Below are 24,071 nucleotides of genomic sequence, written 5' to 3'. Positions count from 1 at the left end.
GGAGGCACACCATGAGCCAGACATCTTCTCCCCGCATCGGCGGGCTGCTGCTCCGGCTGCTTTGCAGTTTCGTTCTGGCGTTCTCCCTGATCGGCATCTGCGGCGGCAGCATTGGCACGGCGGTCACCGGTTCGCCGTCGCTCCTGACGGCGCAGATCTCGAAACAGGACGCTGCCCGGAAAGTCTACGATGCCCTCAAATCCCAGTTTGAAACGGAGTACAACGCCACTGCTGTTCCCGCCGACGTATACTTAGACGCACTGTCTGCGGACTGGCTGGAGGATGCCATGAAACAGCAGGTGACGGATTCCTATCAGAATCCGGCGGACAAGACAGTGCCGGATTTCTCGGTGCTGGAACAGTCCATCACCGACTACTTCGAGCGCTACGCCGCAGAGAACCACTGCGAGAAAGACAGCACCTATGACACCAAGCTGGCGCAGACCATCCAGAACGCAGAGCACACCATTCAGGATGTGCTGGATGTCTACCAGCTGGACACACTGAAAAACGCCGGACTCGGGCAGAAGCTCATCGGCAGGGCACACAAGCCCCTGATGCTGCTCACGGCGGGCTGCGGCATTCTCGCCGTGCTCGCCATCGGTGCGCTGCTCCTCCTCCGGAGCACGCCCTGTTACTGGATCGGCACGGGAACATTTGCCGGCGGTGTGCTTCTGGCTGCGCCCATGCTCTGGGTGATGGGCTCCAATTACATCTCCCGTTTCTCCCTGAAAGAGCCGGCGGTGTACGCCGTCTTTACCGGCACAATGACACAGCTGGCGCATCTCGTTCTGCTGATCGGGCTGCTGCTGACCGCTGCCGGACTGGTGCTGCTGACCGGCAGCATTCTCCGCAGCCGGCGTTCGCATCCGGATACGGCATCGGCATGACCTCATGGGAAGAGCCATTTGTTTCACGGGACACCGCATCATCGCCAGCGCACAGCTCCCTGCCCTGCAAACCGAGCTGCGGGGACTGCTGATCACCGCCATTGCCACGGGCTTTCTGGACTTCTACGCCGGCGGTGCGCTGGGGTGGGACACTCTATGTGCCGAACAGGTGCTGGAGCTGCGGAACACCTACCCCGGCATCGCCCTGCATCTGGTGCTGCCCTGTGCGCCGGAGACACAGACGGCTCGGTGGCGGAGTGCACGGCAGGTCGCCGCATACGACCGGATTCTGAACGCTGCGGACTCGTGGGAGTGCGTGGGGCAGGATTACACCGCCACCTGCATGCGGGAACGCAACCAGCGTCTGGTCATGCTGGCAGACTGCTGCATCTGTTACTACCGGAAAAGCGCCGGCCCCAGCGGCACGGCGCAGACCATCCGCATGGCGCAGAAAAAGGGCATTCCGGTCATCAATCTGGCAGATATGACGGAGGAATGACGGGAAAAGCCGCCCGTGCAAAAGTTAGGCTTGGGAATGTCCGCCAAATCCGGCACAAATCATTCGAACAATTTGTGAAATATACCGAAACAAAATAGAACAGGAAAAATGTTTTTCGACAAAATCCACAAAAACCAGCGTGTATATTTTACATAAAACGCAGAAAAAACTGTTGACAACTTCGTGCACTTGTGCTATAATAAGGACAGAAGCAAGGCAGATGATTCACAGCGGTGCTTGCGAAAAGACGCAGTGAATGTGCTTCATGGAATATTGCGAAACGGCAGGGCATGTTTTCTCTTGCATGGCGCTGCACATCGGAAAGCAATATTGTTGCAATTGATTTTTGCAGTTATCTCTCTTTTTCTCATTGCTTTAATGATGCAGTGCCCATTCCCTCGGGAGTGGGCACTGTGTCGTTTTTATACTTCTCTAAAAGTGCAGCAAAAACGCCTGTTCTCTTCCCGGCTTACGAGCCGGAAGGGGGCAGGCATTTTTTTGCGTATTGAAAATTCATGGAAAAGAACACGGTTACGGAACTTCGGTAAAGGTGACGTTTGCATCGGAATCGCCGGAAATGGAGATGACATTTCCGCCGCCGGATACTGTACCGCCGGCAAGAAGATGTCCCACACTGTAATCGCCGGAAGTGCCCAGCAGATTCAGGCTGGCGCTGCCGAACTCCAGATTGATGGTGGTTGCGCCGTACAGGGCAGTCTTTTCGGTGCGGATGTCACCGCTGTCCAGCGAGATGTCGCTGTTCCAGAGTTTGGAGCGGATACAGATAAAGTCGCCGAAATCCAGTGTGAAGATGCTGGAGGCGTCCTCGTCGGTGCATTCGAAACGGTTCACGGTCAGGCTGCCGCTATCCAGCGTCATCTCGGCAACGCCGCAGGTGACGGCGTTCATCTCCACGTCGCCAAAGTCATCCTGTACCTGACAGCGGTTCCGGATGTCGATTCTGGCAAAGGTGACGTTTCCGCTGTCCGCCTCGACGGAGAGGCGGTCCTTTACCTCACTGTCCGACAGCTGCAAGTCGCCATAGCTTGACTTGACGGTGTAGTTTTCCGTGGAAATATTCTGGAACGTGCCATCGCCGCAGTCCAGATTTGCCGAGAATGTCTGGGCGGAGATGCCGTCCACGGTGCAGTCGCCATAGCTGGCACTGATGTCCATGGACTTGTAATTCTCCTCCGGCAGCGTCAGCGTGATCTTTGCCGTGGGGAGGGAGAGTCCGCCCAAATGGATGAGGGTGTACTGGTTCAGGTCGTTGCTCCGCTGTTCGATGCGCAGCACGCCGTCCCTGACGGTCACGTCATAGCAATCTGCCGAGATGTTCTCCGCCTCCACAGACACCGATTCTCCTGTTTGTACGGTGAGATCGGCATCCTTCAGCGCCACCTGAATGGCGGTGAAATTTTCCGACGGTGTGTCCGTCTGGTCGGTGAGGTGCAGCTTCTCCCGATAGCGCTGCTGGTTCAGTGCGCCGGCACCGATCGCCGCCGTACAACAGAGCACGCCGGCGCCAATCAGGCAGACACCCGTGATAACCCAAGATTTTACCATTGTGATTCGCTCCTTTCTGAGGTGACTTGCAGCTCGTGCTTCAGACGTTCAAACTGCGCTTTGGGCAGAGTGAGCACGATGCCGGCTGCATGGGCGGTGCTGCCGTGCGCCGCACGAACGGCGGTGAATGTGCCCGACTGAATCTGGATCTGTTCCAGCTGGATGGACTCTGCGGCTGCGGGAGCGGCCACTGTAGGGGACAGAAATCCGTCTTGCGCTCCCAAAAATCCGCACAGCACAAACCCGGCAAACAGCATCAGACAGGCGGTGCGATTCCGCTTCTTCATGAGGTCTTGCCTCCCTTCCAGACCAGATGCCACAGCTTCCTGCTGCTGCTGATGCCGAACTTCGCCACGGTACGGCAGACGATCAGGAGGGGATACGCCACCAGAACTGCCAGTCCGCCGCCCATCAGTCCGATACCCAGGGACAGCAGCGCCAGCGGAAAGTCACGGGACAGAAGCATCAGCATGCTCCAGATGCCCACCACCAGCACGCCAACAAAAGTGATGGGGACAGTGACGATACAGATCAGCACCGTCAGCAGCAGAACGTACCACACCAGCAGCAGCGGCAGCCAAATGGGAAAGGTGCAGAGCAGTGCGATGATGACGCCGGTTCTGCCGGATGATTTGGGGGCAGACGGCGGAATATTCTGCGTGGGGAAAATGCCGCTGTCCCGCAGCAGCTGTGCCGCCAGTTCCTGCGGCGTTCCCAGAGCAGCACGTTCTTCTTCGCTCGCCTCCTCCAGAAATTCCAGATAATAGCGAATGGTTTCCTGCCGTTCCTCCGGCGGCATGGGTGACAGCGCCTGTTCCAAAGCGGCGCAGTATTCCTGAGGTGTCATAGAACAATCTCTCCTTTGATATCATTTTTTCGGCTTTCCCAGAAAAAAGTTCACCTGTTCCTGATAGATGATCCAATCCTGCCGGTATTGCTCCAGCAAATCTCTGCCCGCCGGCGTGATCTGGTAGTACCGGCGGTTGCGCCCCTGATAGGGCTGGTCATAGGTGATGAGACTGCCGTTTTTTTGCAGCCGCCGCAGTACCGGATACAGGGTGGATTCGGACACGGCGAAGTGCGCCTGAATGTCCTTGGTGATCTGGTAGCCGTAGGTATCCGCCTGCGACAGGATCGCCAGAACCATGGCATCCAGCAGCGTTGCACCAATTGAAAATGCAGACAAATGTTCTCACCTCCTCGGATGTGGATTCCTGATGGAATTTAGAACCTGTACTTGTATACGCCTGTGAAGGCAGGTCTTTATTGCAGGGAGATTCGAAGAATCCCCAAAACAAGCAGATGGATGGGATAAAAGAGATAGAAAAACCATTTCGAACATGTCCGGCACCGTGTTCCACGTGTCCCGTTGTAACACAGCAGGATGCCGAGGGCGGATGTGCCGATTCCCGCCATGCTCAAAAGCGCATACAGCAGGTTCTCGCCCAGGGGAAACCGTCCCCATCCGCCAAGCACATTCGTTCCGCCAAACAGCAGTACTGCCACAGCAAACGCAGCGGCTTCCTTGGTGCGGTTCTTTCCCGCCCAGCGAAACAGCAGGGTGAATACCGGCGCCAACCATGCCCAGTCGCTGATGCTGCTCAGCAGGATCAGTCCCAGAACCGCAGCGGTTTTCAGCAGGCGATTATTCCCGTGTTCCAGCACCCAAAGAATCCCAAAGCAGATGCAGAGGGTGAACAGCATGTTCAATCCGCAGAACCGCAGCACGCCTGTCTCGGAAAACGCCAGGTCATACGGCAGCTGGGAGATGCCTGCAAACAGCAGCAGGCGGAAAAAGTAGTTTCGCTTTGAACGGGTGTAGCCATATCCCTCCACCAAAAAATAAACCATGGAGATCGCCGTAAAATATCCCGCCGCTGTGAACAGTTCACACAGTACCGTTCCGGCGGGCAGAAAAATTGCGGCAATGTGGTTGAGCAGCATCGTCCCCATGGCAATGGATTTGAGGACATCCTGACTCCAGCCAGCATGTGATCTTGCACCAGACCGATTCATAACACCGTCCTCTTCTCTCTGCGGAATGCGCTTTTCTTTTTTTGTCACAATATTATATTACGTATAATATTGATTGTGATTATATTATAGCACGGCGTATGGGGTTTGTCAACGAAAAAAACCGTGTTTTTCACCTTGAATGTAAATATTTATCGGATATCGTGTAAATTCTCGTTCATAGTTGTACGCCGGCGTACAACTTTTGGCATCAGAACGCCTATGGGTGAGAGGACTTGTTTCGAACAGCGATCCTCTCCGGAAAAGGAAAGGAGATGCAGACGAAGATGGAACACAAAAATGAAGCAGGCAGGCGCAGCCTGTTCTGCTGCCACTACGCCCGGCTGGGAGATGTGGCGGAGGCAGCACGCTGTGCCGGCTATCCGGCGGAGCACGCTGCCGCAGAGGGCGCAGCGCTGCTCCGGCAGGCATCCTGCCGGCGAATGGTGGAGGCGTACCGCAGCGCACTCCAGGGCGATCCGGCGGCAATCGTCCGTGCCGGTCTGGAGCGGCTGGCGTTCGGGCGCACCAACGATGTGATTCAGCTGCTTCTGGCGGAGGAACCTATGACGGGGCAGCAGATTCAGGCGCTGGATCTGTTTCCCGTGGCATCGCTGAAGCGGGACAAGAGCGGCGGCATGGAGGTGCACTTTTTCGACCGGCTCAAGGCGCTGACCACGCTGTTTGAGAAGAGCAGTGAGGCGGACGGAAAGAATGCGGCTGCCTCGCTGCTGGCGGCGCTGGGCGGAACGGGGGATGCAGACGATGCAGTTTGATCGTTTTTCCCCCAAACAGAGAACCGCCATGTGCTGGTGGAGCCAGCGGCGGTACAGCGGATATGATGCCATCATCTGCGACGGCGCTGTGCGGTCGGGAAAGACGCTCTCCATGTCCATCGGCTTTGTGAGCTGGGCGATGTCCACGTTTCGGGGCGGCAGCTTCGCCCTGTGCGGAAAGACGGTGACGGCGCTGAAACGCAATGTCATGACACCGCTGGTGCAGCTGCTGGGCAGTCTGGGGTTCACCTGTCTGGAACGGGTGAGCAAGAACTATGCGGACATCTCCCTCGCCGGCATCACCAACCGCTTCTACCTCTTCGGCGGACGGGACGAGAGCTCCGCCGCACTGATCCAGGGCATGACGCTGTGCGGGGTATTTCTGGATGAGGTGGCGCTGATGCCACGTTCCTTTGTGGAACAGGCGGTGGCACGGTGCAGTGTGACCGGTTCCCGCCTTTGGTTCAACTGCAATCCGGATCACCCCTACCATTGGTTCTATCGGGAGTGGATCTGCAAAGCGGCGGAAAAAAACGCCCTCTACCTCCACTTCACCATGGCGGACAATCCCTCGCTGTCGGCTGCGGTACGCCGCCGTTATGAGCGGCTGTACACCGGCGCATTTTACGAGCGGTTTGTGCTGGGAAAGTGGACGGCGGCAGACGGACAGATCTATCCCATGTTCTCCGAGGCCCGCCACGTGGTGGACGCTGCGCCGGAATGCGACCGGTTCGTCATCTCCTGCGACTACGGCACTGTCAACCCGGCCTCTTTCGGGCTGTGGGGACACTGCGACGGCATCTGGTACCGCATGCGGGAGTATTACTACGACTCCCGCAAGATGGGACAGCGCCGCACCGATGAGGAGCACTACGCCGCACTGGAACAGCTGGCAGGGGACATTGCTGTGGAGTGTGTGGTCATTGACCCGTCTGCGGCGAGCATGATCGCCTGCATTCAGCGGCACGGCAGATTTCGTGCCATTCCGGCAAACAACGAGGTGCTCACCGGCATTCAGCTGGTCAGCGACCTGCTGCAGCAGGACAAGCTGCGGTTCTGCCGGTGCTGTGCGGACATCCGGCGGGAGTTTCAGCAATACTGCTGGAACGATTCCGCTGCCGGCGATGCGCCCCGCAAGGAACACGACCACGCCATGGACGACATGCGGTATTTTGTCTCCACGGTGGTATGCCGGAAAGAGACAGACAGCTTCTGCGTCCTGTCCACCGCAAGAACTCAGCCCTGAAAGGAGGTGAAACGAGTATGAAATGGTTTCCCAAGAAAAAAGCGCCTGCGCCCATGGGCAGCATTCTCCAGAGCACGCCACGCTTTTCCGAAAGCGGCTGGTGCTCCGAGTTCTACGGGCTGGAGGAACAGATGCTCTACGGACAGCTGCGGGCTGCCGTTCCGGTCATTGACGCTGCCATCGGAAAAATCGTCCGGCTGACCGGCGATTTCCGGCTGGTGTGCGATTCCAGACGGTTTCAGCCCCAGCTGGACGCCTTTGTGCGGGAGGTGCCCGTGGGACTGACGGGGCAGTCGCTCCAGTGTTTTGCGGACAGCTATCTGGACAGCCTGCTCACCTACGGCAATGCGCTGGGGGAGATGCTGGTAGACCCACGCACCGGTGTGCTCACCGGATTGCAGACGGCACCGCCCCACTGTGTGCACATCCGGCAGGGCAGCAGCGTCAGCAGCCGTGAGTACTGGCTGATGGGGGAGAGCGCTTCCGAGATGCAGCGCATCGCCCATCCGGAGCGCATCCTGTTCACCGCCCTCAATCCGCCGGCAGGACAGCCCTACGGCATTTCCGTGCTCCGTGGGCTGCCCGCCATCAGCCGGATCCTGCTGCGCATCTACGAGTGCATCGGGCAGAACTACGACCGCATGGGCAATGTGCGCTATGCGGTAACGTATAAGCCCTCCGGCGATCCGGCAGAGCGTGCCTACGCCGGCGAACGCACCCGTCAGATCGCCAAGGAGTGGAGCGAGGGCATGCGTGCCGGAGCGCACGGGGAGATCCGGGACTTTGTCTGTGCCGGCGATGTGGACATTCGGGTCATCGGGTCGGACAACGCCCTGCTGGACACCGAAGTTCCCGTCCGGCAGCTGTTGGAACAGCTTATCGCAAAGCTCTCCATTCCGCCGTTCCTGCTGGGACTGAACTGGTCTACCACGGAGCGCATGAGCACCCAGCAGGCGGACATCCTGACCTCTGAGCTGGAGTACTACCGCCGTCTGCTGGAACCGGCGCTGCGTCGCATCGGCACCGCATTCCTGCGGCTCGCCGGCTCTTCCGCCGCCGTTTCGGTGGTGTGGAGCAACATCAATCTGCAGGACGAGACAGAGCTTGCACAGGCACGGCTCTGGAACGCCCAGGCCGAGGAAATCGAACAACGACTGGCAGCCAACGCTGCTGCAACTGGAAAGGAGTCATTCTCATGATGTATCAGAATCTGAAACTGGAAAAGGGCATGTATCACATTACCGGCAAGAACTTCTCCGAGGTGCTGGAGTCCGCCGACCCCTCTGCATCGTATGCGGAGACACCGCTGGCCGGACTGGACGCTTTCGAGCGCCAGCTCAAGCGGTTCGACATCCACGTCAGCGGCCCGTGCTGCGACCGTGTGGAAAAGTTCTTCTCCACCACGGACAGCGCCGTGCTGTTTCCGGAGTTCATCCGCCGTGCCATCACCGCCGGCATGGAGCAGTCCATTCTGTCCGACATTGTGGCGGTACACACCAAGAGCGAATCCGGCGACTATCTGGCAGCGGCCATGACGGACACCGCAGCGTACACCGTAAAGGGTGCGCAGAACACCGCACTGCCCGGCTCCGTCTATCAGGAGGAGACCACGGCAATCAAGCTGACCAAGTACGGCCGTATGATCCGTGCTACCTATGAGGCGATCCGCAGCCAGCGTCTGGACGCCTTCACTGTGACCCTGCGCTCGGTGGGCGTGCGTCTGGCGAACTCCATTCTGCTTCAGGCGGTAGACAAGCTGGAGAGCGATGCTGGCTCTATCGTGGCGAAGGCCGGCTCGGCGCTGACATACGCTGACCTCACCAAGCTGTACGGCGCATTCACCGACTTTGACATGACCATGCTGCTGGCTTCGCCGGCGGTGGCTGCGTCCATCATGGCCATGGATCAGATGAAGGACATGGCTGCCGGTCAGCCCAGCACCATCCTGCTGCCCTTCGGTGCGCAGCTGCGCAAGTGCGCCGGCATGTCTGCCGACTATGTCATCGGGCTGAACCACCAGTTTGCGCTGGAAATGGTCACCTGCGGTGATCTGCTGCTGGAGACCGACCGTCTGATCGATACGCAGGCAAACTGCATCGCCGTATCGCTGCGTGCCGGCTTCCGTGTGCTGACCAAGACTGCCGTTCACGAGCTGTCCCTGTAAGTAACATTCAGTCATAAAAAGGAGGTGCAGCGCATGCATCGCAATCCCTGCGGGTTCTGCCGGAGCCCGACCCGGCAATTTCCATTGCACATCCGCACAACAGAGAGGAGAGGTATCATGAACACAAAAGAAAACACAACGCAGCTGCTGGCGCAGCTCAACCAGTTCACCCGCCGTGTCCATCAGGAGGACGAGGTCTTTCTGTTTGACGTGCACCTTTGCGACAACGAGATCGACCGGGACGGCGAGCGCTTTTCTCTGGAGGCGCTGGAGGAACTGAAAACACTCTTTGTGGGGCGAACCGGTATTTTCGACCACAATCCCAAGGGTGAGAACCAGACCGCCCGCATCTTTGCCACGGAACTGGTGCAGGAGCCGGAACGGCGCACGGCTGCCGGAGAACCGTACACCTATCTGAAGGGCAACGCCTACATGGTGCGCACCGACGCCAATCGGGATCTCATTCGGGAGATCGACGGCGGCATCAAGAAAGAGGTCAGCATCTCCTGCACGGCTGCCTCCTGCACCTGCTCCGTCTGCGGTGCGGACTGCCGGAAAAGCCCCTGTGTCCATCAGGCGGGGCTGACCTACGGCGGTATACTGTGCCACCACGTGCTGTCCAACATCACGGACGCATACGAGTGGAGCTTTGTGGCAGTTCCGGCACAGCGGGAGGCCGGCGTGACCAAGCAGTTCGGCACGGACGGGACAAAGGACAGATGTCAGGCGCTGGAAAAGCAGCTGCGTGCCAAGGATGCCCTGCTGGCACAGGCGGAATCCATGGTGCGGGAGGACATTGTACGGCTGCGCTTCCTCACGGAGGGCGCAGCGGAACAGGATGCCGTTTCGACAGCTGCGGCACGCATGACACTGCCGGAGCTGCTGGAATTTCGGGAGACGCTGCGCACCAAGCAGGCAAAACAGTGCCGCGGGCAGCTGCCGGACGGACAGCGTTTCGCCGCAGAAAACGCCGCATTTCAGGTAAAGGCAGGAGGGGTGTCCGGTGAATGAGTCGCAGATCGCCCTGTTATTCGGGCTGTTCGCCGGTTCGGACGTGGACACCGGCAAGTATCAGTCCCTGCTGGAACTGGCGGTGACAGAGGTACGGCAAGCGCTTCGGGAAGATGCCGACGAGAGCGATGCCCGTCTGAATTATCTGGCAGCAGCGGTGGCGCTGGTGCACTACACAGAGCTGACCGCTCCACGGGACCGCACGGCGTGCACCTTTGCCGGCACCATTGCCCAGAACACCGATGCTGCCCAAAAGCTGGCGTTCGCCCAGACCTTTGCCGCAGGCTGCCGTACCATGTGCCGTGACCTGCTGCTGGACGACACTTTTCAATTTTTCACCGTATGAGGAGGGAACACCATGGAAGAGATTCTCACGCAGCTTCGGGCTGCACTGATGGCACACACCGCCCTGCCGGTCTATTTTTCCTACGACCCCAGCCCTTTTGACCAGCGGAAAACGCAGTTTCTGGTGCTGGGGGTGGAGTCTATGGAGATGCAGCCGTCCTTTTTGACGGACACGCACCTCTGCCGGGGCTTCTCCATGCGGTTTCGGGTGAGTCTTTGCATGCCGGTGGAGACAGACATGGCTGCCGTCTACACCGCATTCCACAGCGAGGTGCTGGAAGGCATGCTCACCGCCGGTGCGGAAATGCAGGAGATCCAAAGCGGGACACCGGCGGAGATCCGCCAGCTTCAGCGCATGGTGCTCCACGGCACGTTCTCCCTGTCCGGCGTTCTCAAGACCACACGAGAGGAGATATCTGCCCAATGATTACCACCTATACCACGGTAAAACAGCGTGCCTTTCCCGTTCGGCTGGACACGCTGACGCTCTATGCCAGCAGCTGGAGGCTCCACGGCGAGCGGGTGCTCTCGGAACAGAACGGACTCATCAATGTTTCCTATGTCACAAGCTCCGCCAACCGCAGCAAGCGCATTACGCTGGAGGGGCACTTCTGTTTCACAGACAATCCGGCATCCATCATTCAGACGCTGGACCGTTCCATCCGGGACAACACACGATATATCTTTGAGCTGCGGGGCATGCGGTTTGCAGCAGCGTGCCTCCTGGAGTACACCGTTTCGGAGACAGCGGAAACCGGCATCCTGCCCTGTCAGCTGGTGCTGTACACCGCCAACGGCATTTACGTGCCGGATACGGCAGCGGCAGCTTCGGAGGTGACGGCGGAATGAGTGATTTTGCCCTGAAACTGGACACCCCCAATGTCATCCACGTATATCAGAACCGCATCGCCTCCTTTTCTCTGAAACAGGAGATCTACACCCCCTACACCCAGCTTTCTGTCGTGGGATATGCCTCCATCTCGCTGGACACGCTGAAAGACGTGTTCCGTGTCCGGATGGAGCTGAACGGGCAGGAGGTGCACTGCGGTACGGTGGAACAGCTGCGCATGACCCGTGAAAACGGCGCTGTCCGCTTCCACGTGGTTTCCAAAGGCATGACTGCCATGCTGCTGCAAAACCAGCTGGCACCCAAGCTGTACACCGGCATGTCCCTCGACCGGCTGATGACGGAGTTCCACACACTGCCCAGCCAGATCACGTGGGAGCGCAGCACCGACACCAGCAACTACCTCTTTGTCAAAGAGGGGTGCAGCATGTGGGACGGCATCGCCAACCTCACCTATAAGCTGCACCAGCGGTATCCCTTTATTCGGGGCGCCAACGAGGTGCGCATGAATCTGCCCACGCAGTATACCTCCTTCCACTTTTCAGAGAGCACGGTGGTGGGCGTGGGCATCGGGCTGGATCACTCCCGCATGATTCGGGACTTCTACATGGCAGACACCGACGGCAGCTACGACAATTTCCACGAGACCGATTCCAAGGCGCAGAGTCTGGGCATTGTCCGCTCCCGCTATCTCCCCCTCGACCGGCAGTATCTCTACGACCCCCAGCAGGCGCTGACGTTTCGGCGGAAGTTTGCAGCACGGGGACGGCAGTACTTCTTTGTCAACGCCAACGGCATTCTGTCCGCCAGTTTAGGGGACAGGATCAGCTATGAAAACGACATCAGCAACGCCATTGTCACCGGCGTGCAGATCACCGGCGGGAAAAACGGCATCCGCACCCGTCTGGAAGCCTACGAGGACGAATTTTATCCATAAGAGCCTGTTTCGCATCTTTTTCCGCACATCTTTTCGGCAGATTTTGCCGGTGGCTGCGTCAAAAATCCTTGCCAGACACAAAGTATGCCTACGGATTTTTTCCTTGTCACCGTCAAAATCATGCTCGAAAATCCGCACAGAAAAAGATCCGGAACAAGCTCTAAAAACCTGTCCCCGCCAAAACAGCATATTCCAAAACAAAAAGGTCGCCCGGTTTTCGCCGGACGGCCTTTTTGCAAAAATAATAAGGAGAATGTATGAAAAATGAAACTGTCGAAATTGGATTCAGAGCGATGCCGCTCTGACGGACACGAGCCAGCCTTTAGCCATTGCTATTTTCGCTATTGCTGTTTTCGCCATTGCTATTTTCGCTATTGCTGTTGCTGCTCTTCTGCTTGGTCTGGTTCTGTGTGCCCTTGACTTCTTCCAGCACCACGTCAACCTTCATTTCCTGTCCGTTGCGGACAACCTTCAGGGTGACGGTATCGCCGGCGTTATATTCATTCTTGATGTTGTTGAGTTCTTCCGTGGTGGAGATGTCCTGATCCTGAATGCCTGTGATGACATCGGCAGCCTGAAGGCCAGCCTTTTCGGCTGCACCGCCCTCGGTGACGCTGATGATATAAGCGCCGACGGGGATGTTATACGCCTCGGACACTGCCTGAGAGACATCCTGACAGGTGATGCCCAGCTGCGGACGGCCGGTGACATAGCCATAGTTGATGAGGTCATCCACGATCTGCTTTGCCTCTGTCATAGGGATGGCAAAGCCCAGACCCTCGACGCTTGCACCGCTGGAGGAGTAGGTGGAAGACATTTTTGCGGAGTTGATGCCGATGACCTGACCGGAGCTGTTGATCAGCGGGCCGCCGGAGTTGCCGTTATTGATAGCGGCATCCGTCTGGATCAGTGTCATAGCGTTATCGTTGATGGTGACCTTCCGGTTCAGTGCGGAGATGATACCGCAGGTAACGGTGTTCTGGAATTCCAGACCCAGCGGGTTACCAATGGCAACCACGGCTTCGCCGACCTCGCACTTATCGCTGTCGCCAAATTCTGCGGCAGTCAGACCTTTTGCATCGATTTTCAGCACGGCGATATCTGCTTCTTTATCATAGGCGACGATCTTTGCATCATAAGTTGTCTTTTCGTCGGACATCTGAATCTGTACGGCAGTTGCCTCGCCGTAGCCGTTCTCATCGTCGTAGATGACGTGGGCATTGGTGACAATGTAGCCATCCTCCGACATGATGATACCGGTGCCGACACCGACTGCCTGCTGGGTGCCGTTCTGTCCGTTGTTTCCGCCGAATCCGAAGAAGCCGCCGTAGTAGTTATAGGCGCTGTTATTGGCGGTGCTGGTGAATGTGGACTGCACGCCCACAACCGACGGGGTGACTTTCTTGACAATGTCCGCAATGGACATAGAGCCCTCCTTGGAAGCAAGCTGGATCCAGCTCTCCGCATTGCTGCTCTGGACGGAACCAGTGCTGCTGTCATCGGAAGCGGAACTGTCGCTCTTTTCGGCGGTGTCCTCGCTGCTGTCGCTGACAACAGCGCTGCTGGTCTCCATCGAGGAACGAACGCCCTCATAGATGCCGATGGATGCGCCGGACACCAGAACCATTGCCAGAACACAGGCAACGGCTTTCAGGCCGGTGTGCTTTTTCTTGGGCTTCTGATGATTTCCGCTGTTGGGGTCGGAATAGTAGTTGACGTAGCTGTAGCCGTTCTGGCTGGTGGGCGGAACCTGCGAACCGCTGCCGGAAGAGGCGGTCTGCGGCTGGCTGTATGCGCCGCTGTTTACCGGTTCATCCTGATGGGGTGCGGTGTTCCGATAGTAGCCGTTCTGGTAGGCGTACGGATCGCATGCGCCGGCGGACTGGCCAGCGGCGGGATTGGCGGTTTCCGGTGTCGGTGCGGTGCCGGCTACCGGCGTTTCAGTTCCCTGTGTATTCTCGAATTTCTTTTCGTCCTCAAACATAATGACGCTTCCTTTCTATCATCAGGAACGGCATTTGCCGTACCGGAATGGCTCCGGTGACTGGTTGCTGTTCTCTTTGTTTCTGTGATTCTAATTATACGGTTTTATGTGATAATCTTATGATAAGAGATAGAAAAGAAGATAAAATGGCTTCCACAAAGGCTTCACACGGGGTTTTTTCATCAAAAACGGGCAGAGAGCTGCAAAAGTGCAGGCTCTGCCCGTTTTCTTGATTTGGCGTGTTTTTGCGGACACGGCACAACCTGTCCCTACAGGGGCGAGCGCTGCCGTATTCCTATCAAAGGCTTACCGTTCTCAGTTTCTTCCGTTCTTCACGAGGAATGCTTCCAGATCTACGTCCTGTCCGGCTGCGCACATGGAGTAGTACTGAAGCCACAGGAACGCATCGTCCATGGAGAGCTTGCCGTCGTTATCGGCATCGGCTGCACGGCGCTGTGCCGGCTGGAGGATGTGCTTTCCGCCGGCTGCGGAATAGGCGTACTGCTGGAGGGTGAGGAACGCATCATCCAGTGTCACGGCAGCATCCGCATTCACATCGCCCAGTGCGTACACGGTCTGGGCATTGCCAGCTGCGGTCCGGATAACGCTGTCCAGCGAGGCACGCAGGGTGGGGAGGGTGGCATTTTCGCCGGTGGCTGCGTAGGCATCCGCAAGAACGCTGCCATTGCCCACGGTGAGTCCGGCAGCGTCCAGTGCCGAAGCTGCTGCCACCAGTTTTCCGATCTCGGTGAAACGCATGTCCAGACTGGCGATATTGGTCAGGTAGAAGCCCAGCGCCTCCTCGCCGTCAGCACCCACAAAGGCATCGTGGAAATCCGACACACTGACGTGGGGCAGGGACTTGATCTTCTGGTTCACACCCTCGGCAATGACAGCATTGTTGGTGGTCTTGCCGCCGTTCAGGTAGACCTCCATGTACTCATACAGCTGGTGGAACGCCCAGCGGCGGTTTTCTGACGCCTTGATCTTGGTGAACTCCACTGCCAGCGGATTGGAAACCGTCTGGATGATGATATCCGCACTGGTGTTCTTCTGGTAGATCGCCTGCACCAGCGCCTCGATGCTCTGGTTGGCGCTCTCCACGATAGCAGGCATGGAAGCAGCCAGCCGGTCGTTCAGCAGGAGGGCGGAAGAGGTGGACAGGGCGTTGACCATGTCATCCAGACTGGTGTACTGGGAGGCATCCAGCAGGTCGGCATTCTCGTAGAGAATGGGGTCAGCGAGGTCATTCACGCCCACAGAGAGCAGAATCACATCTGCCTGCACCAGATCTGCCTGAAGCGCAGCGTCGCTCTCCACCTCTGTCAGCAGGTCGGACGCCTTTTTGCCGGTCTGGGTGTAGTCCGACAGGGTAGCACCCAGATAGTCCGCCACGTAGGAGGCAGCGGAGGTGTCGGCTGCCGAGGCGAGTCCCTCGTCGCCCAGCGCCAGCACATGTACCTGTGTCGGTTCGATGGCAAACGCCGTCAGCGGCAGAACCTGCGCCGAGACGGCAGCAGCGCAGCCGAGGGCGGTCATGGTTTTCCACAGTTTTTTCATAGTTGGTTGAATTCCTTTCTCTCTAATTTTTTTCAAAGGCAATACCGCACAAAGATTGTGCAAGCAGATGGCGTGCAAAGTCGCCAGACGCTCTTTGTGCGGTATTGCCCAAAGCACCGGCAATGCCGGTGTGATGTCATTATAGCAGGTTTTCCGGCGAAATGTCAAGCCGGCGGGAAAAGCAAAAAACAATATACAGAAAAGATTTCACAGAACCCCCCCTCAGTCAGTGCTACGCACTGCCAGCTCTTACCGAGCGGTCCCTTTTGTCACTTCGTGACATTTCCCCATTCCATGGGGAATCACCCCTTTCAGGGGAGCCTGATTTGCAGAGCGGGAGAAATTTTCGTGCGGCACCGGACGGCGCACCGTGAACAAAAAAGGCCATGCCCGCCTTGGCGAACACGACCTTTCCATTCCGTAATTTTTTCGATCAGGACTGTGCCGAGTAGTTCGGTGCTTCCTTGGTGATCTGGATATCGTGGGGATGGCTCTCACGCAGACCGGCGTTGGTGATCTGAACGAACTTTGCCTTCTGGTGCAGCTCCTCGATGGTGGGACAGCCGCAGTAGCCCATACCGGAACGGATACCGCCGACCAGCTGGAAGATGGTGTCTGCCACGCTCCCCTTGTAAGGAACACGGCCCTCGACGCCCTCCGGAACCAGCTTCTTTGCGCCCTCCTGGAAGTAACGGTCCTTGGAGCCGTTTGCCATGGCAGCCAGACTGCCCATGCCACGGTATACCTTGAAGGAACGTCCCTGATAGATCTCGGTTTCTCCCGGAGATTCTGCACAGCCTGCCAGCAGCGAGCCGAGCATGACCACGTTAGCGCCGGCAGCCAGTGCCTTGACAATGTCGCCGGAGTACTTGATGCCGCCGTCTGCGATGACCGGAATGCCGTACTTCTTGGCAACCTGCGCCACGTCATACACAGCGGTGATCTGCGGAACGCCGATGCCGGCAACGATACGGGTGGTACAGATAGAACCCGGGCCGATGCCGACCTTGACAGCGTCGGCGCCGGCAGCGATCAGTGCCTCGGCAGCTTCTGCAGTTGCGATGTTTCCGGCGATGACCGGCACGTTCGGGAACTCTGCCTTGACCATCTTCAGGGTGTTGATGATGTTCTTGCTGTGGCCGTGTGCGGAGTCCAGAACCAGCACGTCAGCCTGTGCGTCTACCAGCGCATGGGCACGCTCCAGCACGTTTGCAGTCACGCCGATGGCTGCGCCGCAGAGCAGACGACCCTTTTCGTCACGGGCGGAGTTGGGGAACTGGACAGCCTTTTCGATGTCCTTGATGGTGATGAGTCCCTTGAGGTAGCCGTTTTCATCCACCAGCGGCAGCTTCTCGATCTTGTGCTGGCGCAGGATTGCCTGTGCCTGTTCCATCGTAGTGCCAACCGGCGCAGTGATCAGATTGTCCTTGGTCATGACCTCGGAGATCGGACCGTTATAGTTGGAGAGGAAACGCATGTCACGGTTGGTGATGATGCCCACCAGCTTGCCCACGCTGTCCACAATGGGAACGCCGGAAATCTTGTACTTTCCCATGAGTTCGTTGGCATCAGAGACCAGATGATTTTCTGTGAGCGAGAACGGATTGACAATGACGCCGTTTTCGGAGCGCTTTACCTTGTCCACCTCGTCTGCCTGCTGCTCGATGGTCATGTTCTTGTGAATGATACCGATACCGCCCTCCCGTGCAATGGCGATCGCCATCTGTGCTTCTGTGACGGTGTCCATCGCCGCTGTCATCACCGGTGTTTTCAGCTTGACGGAACCTGCCAGCGTTGTGCGCAGATCAATCATATTCGGTGTTACGTCCGATTCTGCCGGAATCAGCAGAACGTCATCAAACGTCAGCCCCTGTTTTCCGAATTTTTCACAAAGTTCTGTTGCCATAATGACCCTCCATTTAATCATATTTGTTTGAGCCTCTGCCCGGCATTTGTCCGGATGCGGGGACAGGCTCTGAAAAAGTCCATGCACCGGAAATGCTTCGGGAAAGCCTCCGGTACAACTGGTTATTATACCTATCATACTCTTTTTTCGCTCCATTGTCAAGCTTTTCGACGGCAGAAGACGCAAATTTACACTGGTTTTACAATTTCCGCAATGTTTTGCTACACATCGAAAGAATGAATATGCGATAATATTTCTGTGTATTATTTTTGGAAAATTAAAACTTTTGACAAATGGCGGACTCCGCCAGACAGAAAGGCAGGAATCATCTTATGAATACACTATGGGCGGATCTTCTCGTACCGCTTCTGACGGGAATCTGCGGTGCGCTGCTGGGCGCTGTTCTCGTGCAAAAGCAGGTCATTCCCTGTCCGTCGCCCGCATTGCCGGACAGCTCCGGCAGGCTGCGCCGGTTTTGGGATGCGGTCTGGGGAACGGGCGCTCCGGAAAAGCCGCTGCTGCTCCGCCGGCTTGGCATTGCCACAATGCTCCAAATGGTACTGTTTCTGGTGCTGGACAGTCTGGTCAGCAACCACATGGCGAACTTCAGCGGAGAGGGGCTGCCCTTTGGCATCCTGCTGCTGATCTCGCTGCTCTGCACCGGTTCTGTGCTGCTCTCCCTGTGGCGGGCGGAACGGCGGGAGAGCCGGCTGCTCCGGCGGCTGGCGCTGCTCAGTGTGGTGCTTCTGGTGGCGGAAGTGGCGGTATTTCAGGGCAAGAGCTTCTGCAATGTCTCGGAACAGGTGCAGCTCTCGCCGGAGTCCGTCCAGATCGTCACGGAGGACAATGCGACCCGTGCAGACGGCACCATCGCCATGACCGGCGACACCACGCTGACTGTTGCGCCGGAGACGCTGCCCTCCACGGTGGGTGCCATTCAGATTCGTCTGAAGCAAAAGAAGGACGGCGAGCTGTTTCGGGTGCAGACCGCCATCAAGGACGACAACTTCTCCCAGACGTTTCAGGTCATCGGCGAAAAATATGCGGCAGGGCAGGGGCGCTCCTGCGATTTTAAAGTCGACCCGTACGGAACGCTGCGGGAGATCCAGCTGAAATTCTCCGAACTCAAGAGCAGCGTCACGCTGGAATCCGTGGTGCTGTACAGTGCCGTGCCCTATGCCTTTTCCGCTGTGCGGTATCTGCTGCTGTTTGCAGCGCTGGGGCTGGTGCAGTGGATTCGTGTCTATGCGCTGTACCGCATTTCCTATGACCGCACCAGGTTCCGCCATCGGGCAGCGGTGCTGGTTATGACGCTCGTCTGTGCTGCCTCTGCGCTGCTGTTCCTGCGCCCGAATCTCACTACCATCTCCTATCCGCTGGTCAACGGGGCTGCCGGATATGACCCCTATGTGCAGACCTTTGACGCACTCCAGCACGGCAGGGTGACGCTGGTTCTGGATGCTGCGCCGGAGCTGGCAGAGCTGGACAACGTCTATGACAACAGCGAGCGAAACGCCAGCGGTATCTCTTACGCATGGGACCGTGCCTACTACAACGGACACTACTACTCTTATTTCGGCATCACGCCGGTGCTGGTCTTTTACTACCCGTTTTACTGGCTGCGGGGGGCGCTGCCGCCACTGGGCGTAGCGGTGACCTTTTTCAGCGTCCTGTCCATCCTGTTTCTGTGCGGTGCTGTCATGGCATTTGTGCGGGCGTTTGTGCCACGTGCCAATCTGCTCCTGCTGCTGGGGTGTCTGCCGGCAGCGGTCTGCTGCAGCGGGGTGTACTTCTCCCTGCAATACGCCGACCTCTATTATCTGGCGGTAGCGACAGCATCCTGCTTCCTACTGCTGGCGGTATGGCTGGGGATTCAGGGCAGCGTGCACTTCGCTGGAAAGCCGGTGCGGCGCACCCTGTGTCTGGCGGGCAGCGGACTCTCCCTGATTCTCTGCGTGGGCGCACGTCCCAGCGCTGCGGTGGCTGCTGCCATTCTGATTCCGCTGTTTCTGGGCGTTCTGGTGCGGAAGCAGAGCACATGGAAGTGCCGGCTGTCGCAGGCGGCGGCGTTTCTGGTGCCGCTGCTGGCAGGGCTTGGCGGTATCTTTGCGTACAACCAGCTGCGGTTCGGCTCGCCGCTGGATTTCGGGGCAGCGTACCAGCTGACCACCAGTGACATTCACGCCTACCACTTACAGCTGTCCCAGCTGCCGGCGGCAATCTACCACGACTTGCTGCAGCTGCCGAGGATGATCAACACCTTCCCGTTTTTCGGGGTGCAGAGCCTCAGCCTGAACAGCTATCAGGCGTACCGCTATGTCGCCGATGCGCTGGGGGTTTGCAGCTATCCGCTGCTGCTGTGCGGATTCCTGCTGCTGCCACGTGTTCTGCGCCAGCCGGGGAGCGAGACATTACAGGGCGTGACACTGCGCCAGCAGCGTGCGGTATTTGCGCTGTGTTTCCTGCTGCCGGTGGCGATGGCATGGCTGAACTTCTGCATGGGCGGTGTCAACATGCGCTACGTCATTGACCTGCTACCGCCGGCGGTGCTGGGCAGCGTGGGCTGTCTGCTGCGCTGCAATTCCGGCACGGCAAGACGGGGCGATTCTGCGGCACGGTACCGGCTGTCGTGGCTGGTGCTGCTGGGAAGCGTGGGAATGGTCGTGCTGCTGATGTTCAGCATCGTCAATCAGGGACTGACCAAACATAACCCCAATCTCTATGAGGCGGTGGAAGATCTAGTGGTCTTCTGGCAGTGAGAGCGGGGAAACAGCTTGAATGGAGGAGCGGATCTTGGGTTCGCTCCTCTTTTTTTGTGGGATGTTTTGCGTGTCCGCCGGTTTCATGTAACAAAAATGGAGAAAAATTAGCCTCCCCTGAAAGGGGAGGTGGGCGGCGAAGCCGCTCGGAGGGGTTCTTTCGTGATGCTTTCAATATTGGCAGAACCCCTCAGTCAGTGCTGCGCACTGCCAGCTCCCCTTTCAGGGGAGCCTTATATTTTCTATCCTTTTGTTTTAGGTGAAATCAGCGGACACGGCACGCCGTGTCCCTACAGCGGATCTTGGGTTCGCTCCTCTTTTTTGTGGGGGATTGGCGGATACGGCGAGCCGTGATAACGTAAAGCATCGTACAGGAACAAAAAGAAATGGAGCTGTTGAACCCGTCAGGCTGCTCCAGCTGAGCGCAGCTGGCGAGGTGTTCTTAGAGGGCACGTCCCTCTAAGTCGCTGTCCGCAGACAGCGAAACTCCCTGCGCCATGCTTTTGGCGCACGGGGAAGGTGGGTGAGAAAAGCGACAGCTTTTCGAGGGCGGAGCGAACAAGACCGCTCCGCCCTTGTGTCCCGCTTGTAACGCCTTGATTTTGGAAACGTTCCGGTGGAACGTTTTCAACGGGCTTCCCTTTGCTGAAACCTGCGGACACGGCACGCCGTGTCCCTACAAAAGCTGTATTTGAAATTCTCTTTTCTTATCCCAATCTTGGGGATCCTGCCGAATTTTCCCGTGCCGGCATGCCCTCCGGCTCTTCTGCATAAGGTGGTACAAGGCGCACCCTGTCCGCGTCAATTTGCCAGAGCCGCCGGCTCTGAGAAAGAGGGAATTGCTCTATGTCCGGTCTTACTTCCAAACAGGCACGGGAACGCCTGCGCCAAGACGGGGAAAACGAACTCTCCGCCTCCGCCAAACTCCACCCCGTCCGCATGTTCCTCGGACAGTTCCGGGATGTGATGGTGCTCATCCTCCTCGCAGCCACCGCTGTCTCCGCCTTTCTGGGGGAGGTCACCGATGCGGTCACCATCATCCTCATTGTCCTGCTCAACGCCATTCTGGGATTTCTTCAGGAGTTCCGCACGGAACAGACACTGGAATCCCTGCGCAATCTCACCGCCCCCACAGCGGCCGTCTGCCGGGACGGCACATGGCAGACCATTCCGGCACGGGAACTGGTGCGTGGGGACTGCATCCGGCTGGAGGCAGGCGACAACGTGCCGGCAGATGCTGCGCTGGCTTCGGCTTCCGGTCTGGCGGTGAACGAGTCCATCCTCACCGGCGAATCGGAGGCAGTTGCCAAGCGTTCCGGCGATCCGGCGGACACCGGCAACGACCTGCATAAGCCCAACATCGTCTACGCCGGCACTGCCGTTCTGCGGGGCAGCGCCGAGGGAATCGTCATCGCCACCGGCACATACACCCAAATGGGAAAGATCTCCGTCATGCTACAGGATGTCCGGCAGGATATGACACCCCTGCAAAAGCGGCTCGCCGGTCTGGGAAAAGCGGTGGCGCTGCTCTGTCTGGGGGTCTGCGCTGCGGTGTTCCTCGCCGGCATTCTGCGGGGCGAACCGGTGTTCGACATGCTCATGACCGGCATCACCATCGCCATCGCTGCCATTCCGGAGGGACTGCCCGCCACGGTGACCATTGCGCTGGCGCTGGCGGTGAGCCGGATGATGAAGCACGGCGCACTGGTGAACCGCCTGCACAGCGTGGAAACACTGGGGTGCGCCAGCGTCATCTGCTCCGACAAGACCGGCACCATCACCGAGAACCGCATGACCGTCACCGCCATCTCCGCCGGCGGGGAGTCCTTTCAGGTCACGGGCACGGGGCTGCACATTGCCGGCGCATTTTTACAGGACGGCCGCATGGTCAATCCCTCGGCGAAGCCAGCCCTGCGGGAGCTGCTGGTCTGCGGTTCTCTTTGCAGCACGGCGGAACTGCATCGGGAGACCCCGGAGAAGTCCCAGCGCAACCGCAGCCAGCGGACAGAGCGTGGCAGCTGGCACGCTGTGGGCGACCCCACGGAGGCTGCCCTGCTGGTGGCAGCGGAAAAGGCGGGCATCTCACGGGAAAAGCTTTTGCGGCAGCACCCTGTCCGGCACATGGAGCCGTTTGACAGCGAGACACGGCGCATGGCGGTGACCGTTTCCGCCGGCGCCGGCGTGTGCACCTATTGGAAAGGGGCTGCGGACTGCATTCTGGAGCAGTGCGGATTCCAGATGCTGGGGGACAAAACCGTCCCGCTGACGGCTGCCCAAAAGCGCAGCATTCGGGAACAGGCGGCGCAGTTCTCCGATCAGGCGCTGCGTGTGCTGGCGCTTGCCCGGCAGGACGGCACAGGGGACTGCGTGTTTCTAGGGCTTGCTGCCATGATCGACCCGCCCAGAGAGTCCGCACGCACGGCGATCCGCACCTGCGCACGGGCAAAGATCCGCACGGTGATGATCACCGGCGACCACAAGAACACCGCCTCCGCCATTGCACGACAGGCAGGGCTGCTGCGCGGGAAAAAGGCGATGACCGGCGCAGAGCTGGATGCCCTCAGCGATGCCCAGCTGGACGCCTGTCTGGATCAGTACGCCGTCTTTGCACGGGTGAATCCGGCGCACAAGCTGCGTCTGGTGCGTGCCTACCGCCGGCGGGGAGAGATCGTCGCCATGACGGGGGACGGGGTAAATGATGCGCCTGCCATCAAGGAGGCCGATGTGGGCGTTGCCATGGGCAGGAGCGGAACGGACGTGGCACGGCAGGCAGCGGACGTGGTGCTCACCGACGACAACCTCGCCACGCTGGTGGATGCTGTGGAACAGGGGCGGTGCGTCTACGCCAACATCCGGAAATTTGTGCGGTATCTGCTCTCCTGCAACATCGGAGAGGTGCTGACCATGTTTCTGGGGATTCTCATGGGCATGCCAGTGGTGCTGCTGCCCACGCAGCTGCTGCTGGTGAATCTGGTGACCGACGGGCTGCCCGCCATTGCGCTGGGGCTGGAACCGCCGGAGCCGGAGGCCATGCAGCGTCCGCCACGCAAGCCGGACGAGAGCTTTTTCTCCGACGGACTCATGGGACGCATTGTGTTTCGGGGCATCATGATCGGCATTTGCACGCTGGGGACATTCGCCGTCCTGCTCCGTCTCGGAGGCACGCTGGAGGCTGCACGCACCGGTGCGCTCTGCACGCTGATCCTCTCCCAATTGATTCACGTATTCGAGTGCAAGTCGGAGCGCAAGACGCTGTTTTCCATTCCCTATGCCAGCAACGGCTGGCTCATCGGGGCGGTGCTGGTTTCGGTGGGCGTGCTGGCTGCTGCAATTGCCGTACCGGCGCTGCGTGTCATCTTCTCCACCGTTCTGCTCACCGGACAGCAGACGGGCATTGCTGCGGCATTCTCGCTGGCAGTGCCGCTGGTGTCCTCGCTGGCGGGGCTGGGACGGCGGAAAGGGTGAGCGCTGCGGGAATCGGCGGACACGGCACGCCGTGTCCCTACTCAAATTGTGTAAAATTATGTATCACAGGCTCCCCTGAAAGGGGAGCTGGCAGTGCGCAGCA

Annotated in this window: 21 protein-coding genes; 13 read left to right on the top strand and 8 right to left on the bottom strand. The window is 58.5% G+C overall.

The window, feature by feature from the left end; all coding sequences use genetic code 11:
- A partial coding sequence (locus tag QZL66_RS09010; protein WP_293602122.1) for a hypothetical protein occupies positions 1-890 on the top strand: 890 nt, incomplete at its 5' end.
- Between the two features lie 4 nt (positions 891-894).
- Positions 895-1,389, top strand: a complete 495-nt coding sequence (locus QZL66_RS09005) for an SLOG family protein (protein ID WP_022411387.1) — start codon at positions 895-897, stop codon at positions 1,387-1,389.
- Between the two features lie 531 nt (positions 1,390-1,920).
- Here the strand turns inward: QZL66_RS09005 and QZL66_RS09000 are convergent.
- From QZL66_RS09000 to QZL66_RS08980, 5 genes are all read right to left on the bottom strand, one after another.
- On the bottom strand, positions 1,921-2,955 hold the full coding sequence (locus QZL66_RS09000) for a DUF4097 family beta strand repeat-containing protein (protein ID WP_022411386.1): 1,035 nt from the start codon (positions 2,953-2,955) through the stop codon (positions 1,921-1,923).
- Positions 2,949-3,242, bottom strand: coding sequence for a hypothetical protein (locus tag QZL66_RS08995; protein ID WP_022411385.1), 294 nt, complete (start codon positions 3,240-3,242; stop codon positions 2,949-2,951). The genes QZL66_RS09000 and QZL66_RS08995 overlap by 7 nt, the downstream gene beginning before the upstream one ends.
- Positions 3,239-3,802, bottom strand: coding sequence for an HAAS signaling domain-containing protein (locus tag QZL66_RS08990; protein WP_022411384.1), 564 nt, complete (start codon positions 3,800-3,802; stop codon positions 3,239-3,241). Before QZL66_RS08990 ends, QZL66_RS08995 begins: the two co-directional genes overlap by 4 nt.
- A 21-nt stretch (positions 3,803-3,823) precedes the next feature.
- Positions 3,824-4,141 (bottom strand): PadR family transcriptional regulator, encoded by a 318-nt coding sequence (locus tag QZL66_RS08985; protein ID WP_022411383.1) that lies wholly within the window; start codon positions 4,139-4,141, stop codon positions 3,824-3,826.
- A 77-nt stretch (positions 4,142-4,218) separates the two neighbouring features.
- Positions 4,219-4,971 (bottom strand): TraX family protein, encoded by a 753-nt coding sequence (locus QZL66_RS08980; protein WP_022411382.1) that lies wholly within the window; start codon positions 4,969-4,971, stop codon positions 4,219-4,221.
- A 284-nt stretch (positions 4,972-5,255) separates the two neighbouring features.
- Between QZL66_RS08980 and QZL66_RS08975 the strand changes: the two genes are divergently transcribed.
- The 9 genes from QZL66_RS08975 (at position 5,256) to QZL66_RS08935 (ending at position 12,294) form a co-directional block, all read left to right on the top strand.
- Positions 5,256-5,744 (top strand): terminase small subunit, encoded by a 489-nt coding sequence (locus tag QZL66_RS08975; protein WP_226942785.1) that lies wholly within the window; start codon positions 5,256-5,258, stop codon positions 5,742-5,744.
- A complete protein-coding gene (locus QZL66_RS08970) occupies positions 5,734-6,990 on the top strand; it encodes a PBSX family phage terminase large subunit (RefSeq protein WP_293602116.1) in 1,257 nt (418 codons plus the stop codon). Before QZL66_RS08975 ends, QZL66_RS08970 begins: the two co-directional genes overlap by 11 nt.
- A 17-nt stretch (positions 6,991-7,007) precedes the next feature.
- Positions 7,008-8,189 carry a hypothetical protein gene (locus tag QZL66_RS08965; protein ID WP_022411379.1) on the top strand — a complete coding sequence of 394 codons (1,182 nt, stop codon included), beginning with the start codon at positions 7,008-7,010 and terminating at the stop codon, positions 8,187-8,189.
- Positions 8,186-9,154 carry a phage major capsid protein gene (locus QZL66_RS08960; RefSeq protein WP_022411378.1) on the top strand — a complete coding sequence of 323 codons (969 nt, stop codon included), beginning with the start codon at positions 8,186-8,188 and terminating at the stop codon, positions 9,152-9,154. Before QZL66_RS08965 ends, QZL66_RS08960 begins: the two co-directional genes overlap by 4 nt.
- A 117-nt stretch (positions 9,155-9,271) precedes the next feature.
- Positions 9,272-10,165, top strand: coding sequence for a hypothetical protein (locus tag QZL66_RS08955; protein ID WP_022411377.1), 894 nt, complete (start codon positions 9,272-9,274; stop codon positions 10,163-10,165).
- Positions 10,158-10,511 carry a hypothetical protein gene (locus QZL66_RS08950; RefSeq protein ID WP_022411376.1) on the top strand — a complete coding sequence of 118 codons (354 nt, stop codon included), beginning with the start codon at positions 10,158-10,160 and terminating at the stop codon, positions 10,509-10,511. The genes QZL66_RS08955 and QZL66_RS08950 overlap by 8 nt, the downstream gene beginning before the upstream one ends.
- A gap of 12 nt (positions 10,512-10,523) precedes the next feature.
- Positions 10,524-10,937, top strand: coding sequence for a hypothetical protein (locus tag QZL66_RS08945; RefSeq protein ID WP_022411375.1), 414 nt, complete (start codon positions 10,524-10,526; stop codon positions 10,935-10,937).
- Positions 10,934-11,359, top strand: a complete 426-nt coding sequence (locus tag QZL66_RS08940) for a hypothetical protein (RefSeq protein WP_022411374.1) — start codon at positions 10,934-10,936, stop codon at positions 11,357-11,359. Before QZL66_RS08945 ends, QZL66_RS08940 begins: the two co-directional genes overlap by 4 nt.
- A complete protein-coding gene (locus tag QZL66_RS08935) occupies positions 11,356-12,294 on the top strand; it encodes a hypothetical protein (protein ID WP_022411373.1) in 939 nt (312 codons plus the stop codon). The genes QZL66_RS08940 and QZL66_RS08935 overlap by 4 nt, the downstream gene beginning before the upstream one ends.
- A gap of 322 nt (positions 12,295-12,616) precedes the next feature.
- On the opposite strand, the gene QZL66_RS08930 is transcribed toward QZL66_RS08935, so the two are convergent.
- The 3 genes from QZL66_RS08930 to guaB all read right to left on the bottom strand — a co-directional run bounded on the left by QZL66_RS08930 (position 12,617) and on the right by guaB (position 17,744).
- Complete coding sequence (locus QZL66_RS08930; protein WP_022411372.1) at positions 12,617-14,278, bottom strand: S1C family serine protease; 1,662 nt, start codon at positions 14,276-14,278, stop codon at positions 12,617-12,619.
- Positions 14,279-14,593: 315 nt separating this feature from the next.
- On the bottom strand, positions 14,594-15,838 hold the full coding sequence (locus tag QZL66_RS08925; RefSeq protein WP_022411371.1) for a lysophospholipase L1 and related esterase: 1,245 nt from the start codon (positions 15,836-15,838) through the stop codon (positions 14,594-14,596).
- A 433-nt stretch (positions 15,839-16,271) separates the two neighbouring features.
- A complete protein-coding gene (gene guaB, locus QZL66_RS08920; RefSeq protein ID WP_022411370.1) occupies positions 16,272-17,744 on the bottom strand; it encodes an IMP dehydrogenase in 1,473 nt (490 codons plus the stop codon).
- A 332-nt stretch (positions 17,745-18,076) separates the two neighbouring features.
- On the opposite strand from guaB, the gene QZL66_RS08915 reads away from it, so the two are divergent.
- Complete coding sequence (locus QZL66_RS08915; protein WP_022411369.1) at positions 18,077-20,503, top strand: hypothetical protein; 2,427 nt, start codon at positions 18,077-18,079, stop codon at positions 20,501-20,503.
- 846 nt (positions 20,504-21,349) lie between these two features.
- Positions 21,350-23,968, top strand: a complete 2,619-nt coding sequence (locus QZL66_RS08910; RefSeq protein ID WP_022411368.1) for a cation-translocating P-type ATPase — start codon at positions 21,350-21,352, stop codon at positions 23,966-23,968.
- The last annotated feature ends 103 nt before the right edge of the window (positions 23,969-24,071 follow it).

The sequence above is a fragment of the Ruminococcus sp. CAG:330 genome (assembly GCF_000437175.1).
Classification (GTDB): Bacteria; Bacillota; Clostridia; order Oscillospirales; family Ruminococcaceae; genus Ruminococcus_C.
Note: the sequence above shows the minus strand (reverse complement) of the source record. Positions and strands in the feature narration are given on the sequence as shown.

Excerpts from the sequence above, each read along its gene's own strand:
- QZL66_RS08910 (WP_022411368.1), top strand. The coding sequence starts at position 21,350 with ATGTCCGGTCTTACTTCCAAACAGGCACGGGAACGCCTGCGCCAAGAC.
- QZL66_RS08975 (WP_226942785.1), top strand. The coding sequence starts at position 5,256 with ATGGAACACAAAAATGAAGCAGGCAGGCGCAGCCTGTTCTGCTGCCAC.
- QZL66_RS09000 (WP_022411386.1), bottom strand. The coding sequence starts at position 2,955 with ATGGTAAAATCTTGGGTTATCACGGGTGTCTGCCTGATTGGCGCCGGC.
- QZL66_RS08945 (WP_022411375.1), top strand. The coding sequence starts at position 10,524 with ATGGAAGAGATTCTCACGCAGCTTCGGGCTGCACTGATGGCACACACC.
- QZL66_RS08965 (WP_022411379.1), top strand. The coding sequence starts at position 7,008 with ATGAAATGGTTTCCCAAGAAAAAAGCGCCTGCGCCCATGGGCAGCATT.
- QZL66_RS08940 (WP_022411374.1), top strand. The coding sequence starts at position 10,934 with ATGATTACCACCTATACCACGGTAAAACAGCGTGCCTTTCCCGTTCGG.
- guaB (WP_022411370.1), bottom strand. The coding sequence starts at position 17,744 with ATGGCAACAGAACTTTGTGAAAAATTCGGAAAACAGGGGCTGACGTTT.
- QZL66_RS08995 (WP_022411385.1), bottom strand. The coding sequence starts at position 3,242 with ATGAAGAAGCGGAATCGCACCGCCTGTCTGATGCTGTTTGCCGGGTTT.
- QZL66_RS08935 (WP_022411373.1), top strand. The coding sequence starts at position 11,356 with ATGAGTGATTTTGCCCTGAAACTGGACACCCCCAATGTCATCCACGTA.
- QZL66_RS08925 (WP_022411371.1), bottom strand. The coding sequence starts at position 15,838 with ATGAAAAAACTGTGGAAAACCATGACCGCCCTCGGCTGCGCTGCTGCC.
- QZL66_RS08990 (WP_022411384.1), bottom strand. The coding sequence starts at position 3,802 with ATGACACCTCAGGAATACTGCGCCGCTTTGGAACAGGCGCTGTCACCC.
- QZL66_RS08960 (WP_022411378.1), top strand. The coding sequence starts at position 8,186 with ATGATGTATCAGAATCTGAAACTGGAAAAGGGCATGTATCACATTACC.
- QZL66_RS08955 (WP_022411377.1), top strand. The coding sequence starts at position 9,272 with ATGAACACAAAAGAAAACACAACGCAGCTGCTGGCGCAGCTCAACCAG.
- QZL66_RS08970 (WP_293602116.1), top strand. The coding sequence starts at position 5,734 with ATGCAGTTTGATCGTTTTTCCCCCAAACAGAGAACCGCCATGTGCTGG.
- QZL66_RS08930 (WP_022411372.1), bottom strand. The coding sequence starts at position 14,278 with ATGTTTGAGGACGAAAAGAAATTCGAGAATACACAGGGAACTGAAACG.
- QZL66_RS09005 (WP_022411387.1), top strand. The coding sequence starts at position 895 with ATGGGAAGAGCCATTTGTTTCACGGGACACCGCATCATCGCCAGCGCA.
- QZL66_RS08915 (WP_022411369.1), top strand. The coding sequence starts at position 18,077 with ATGAATACACTATGGGCGGATCTTCTCGTACCGCTTCTGACGGGAATC.
- QZL66_RS08980 (WP_022411382.1), bottom strand. The coding sequence starts at position 4,971 with ATGAATCGGTCTGGTGCAAGATCACATGCTGGCTGGAGTCAGGATGTC.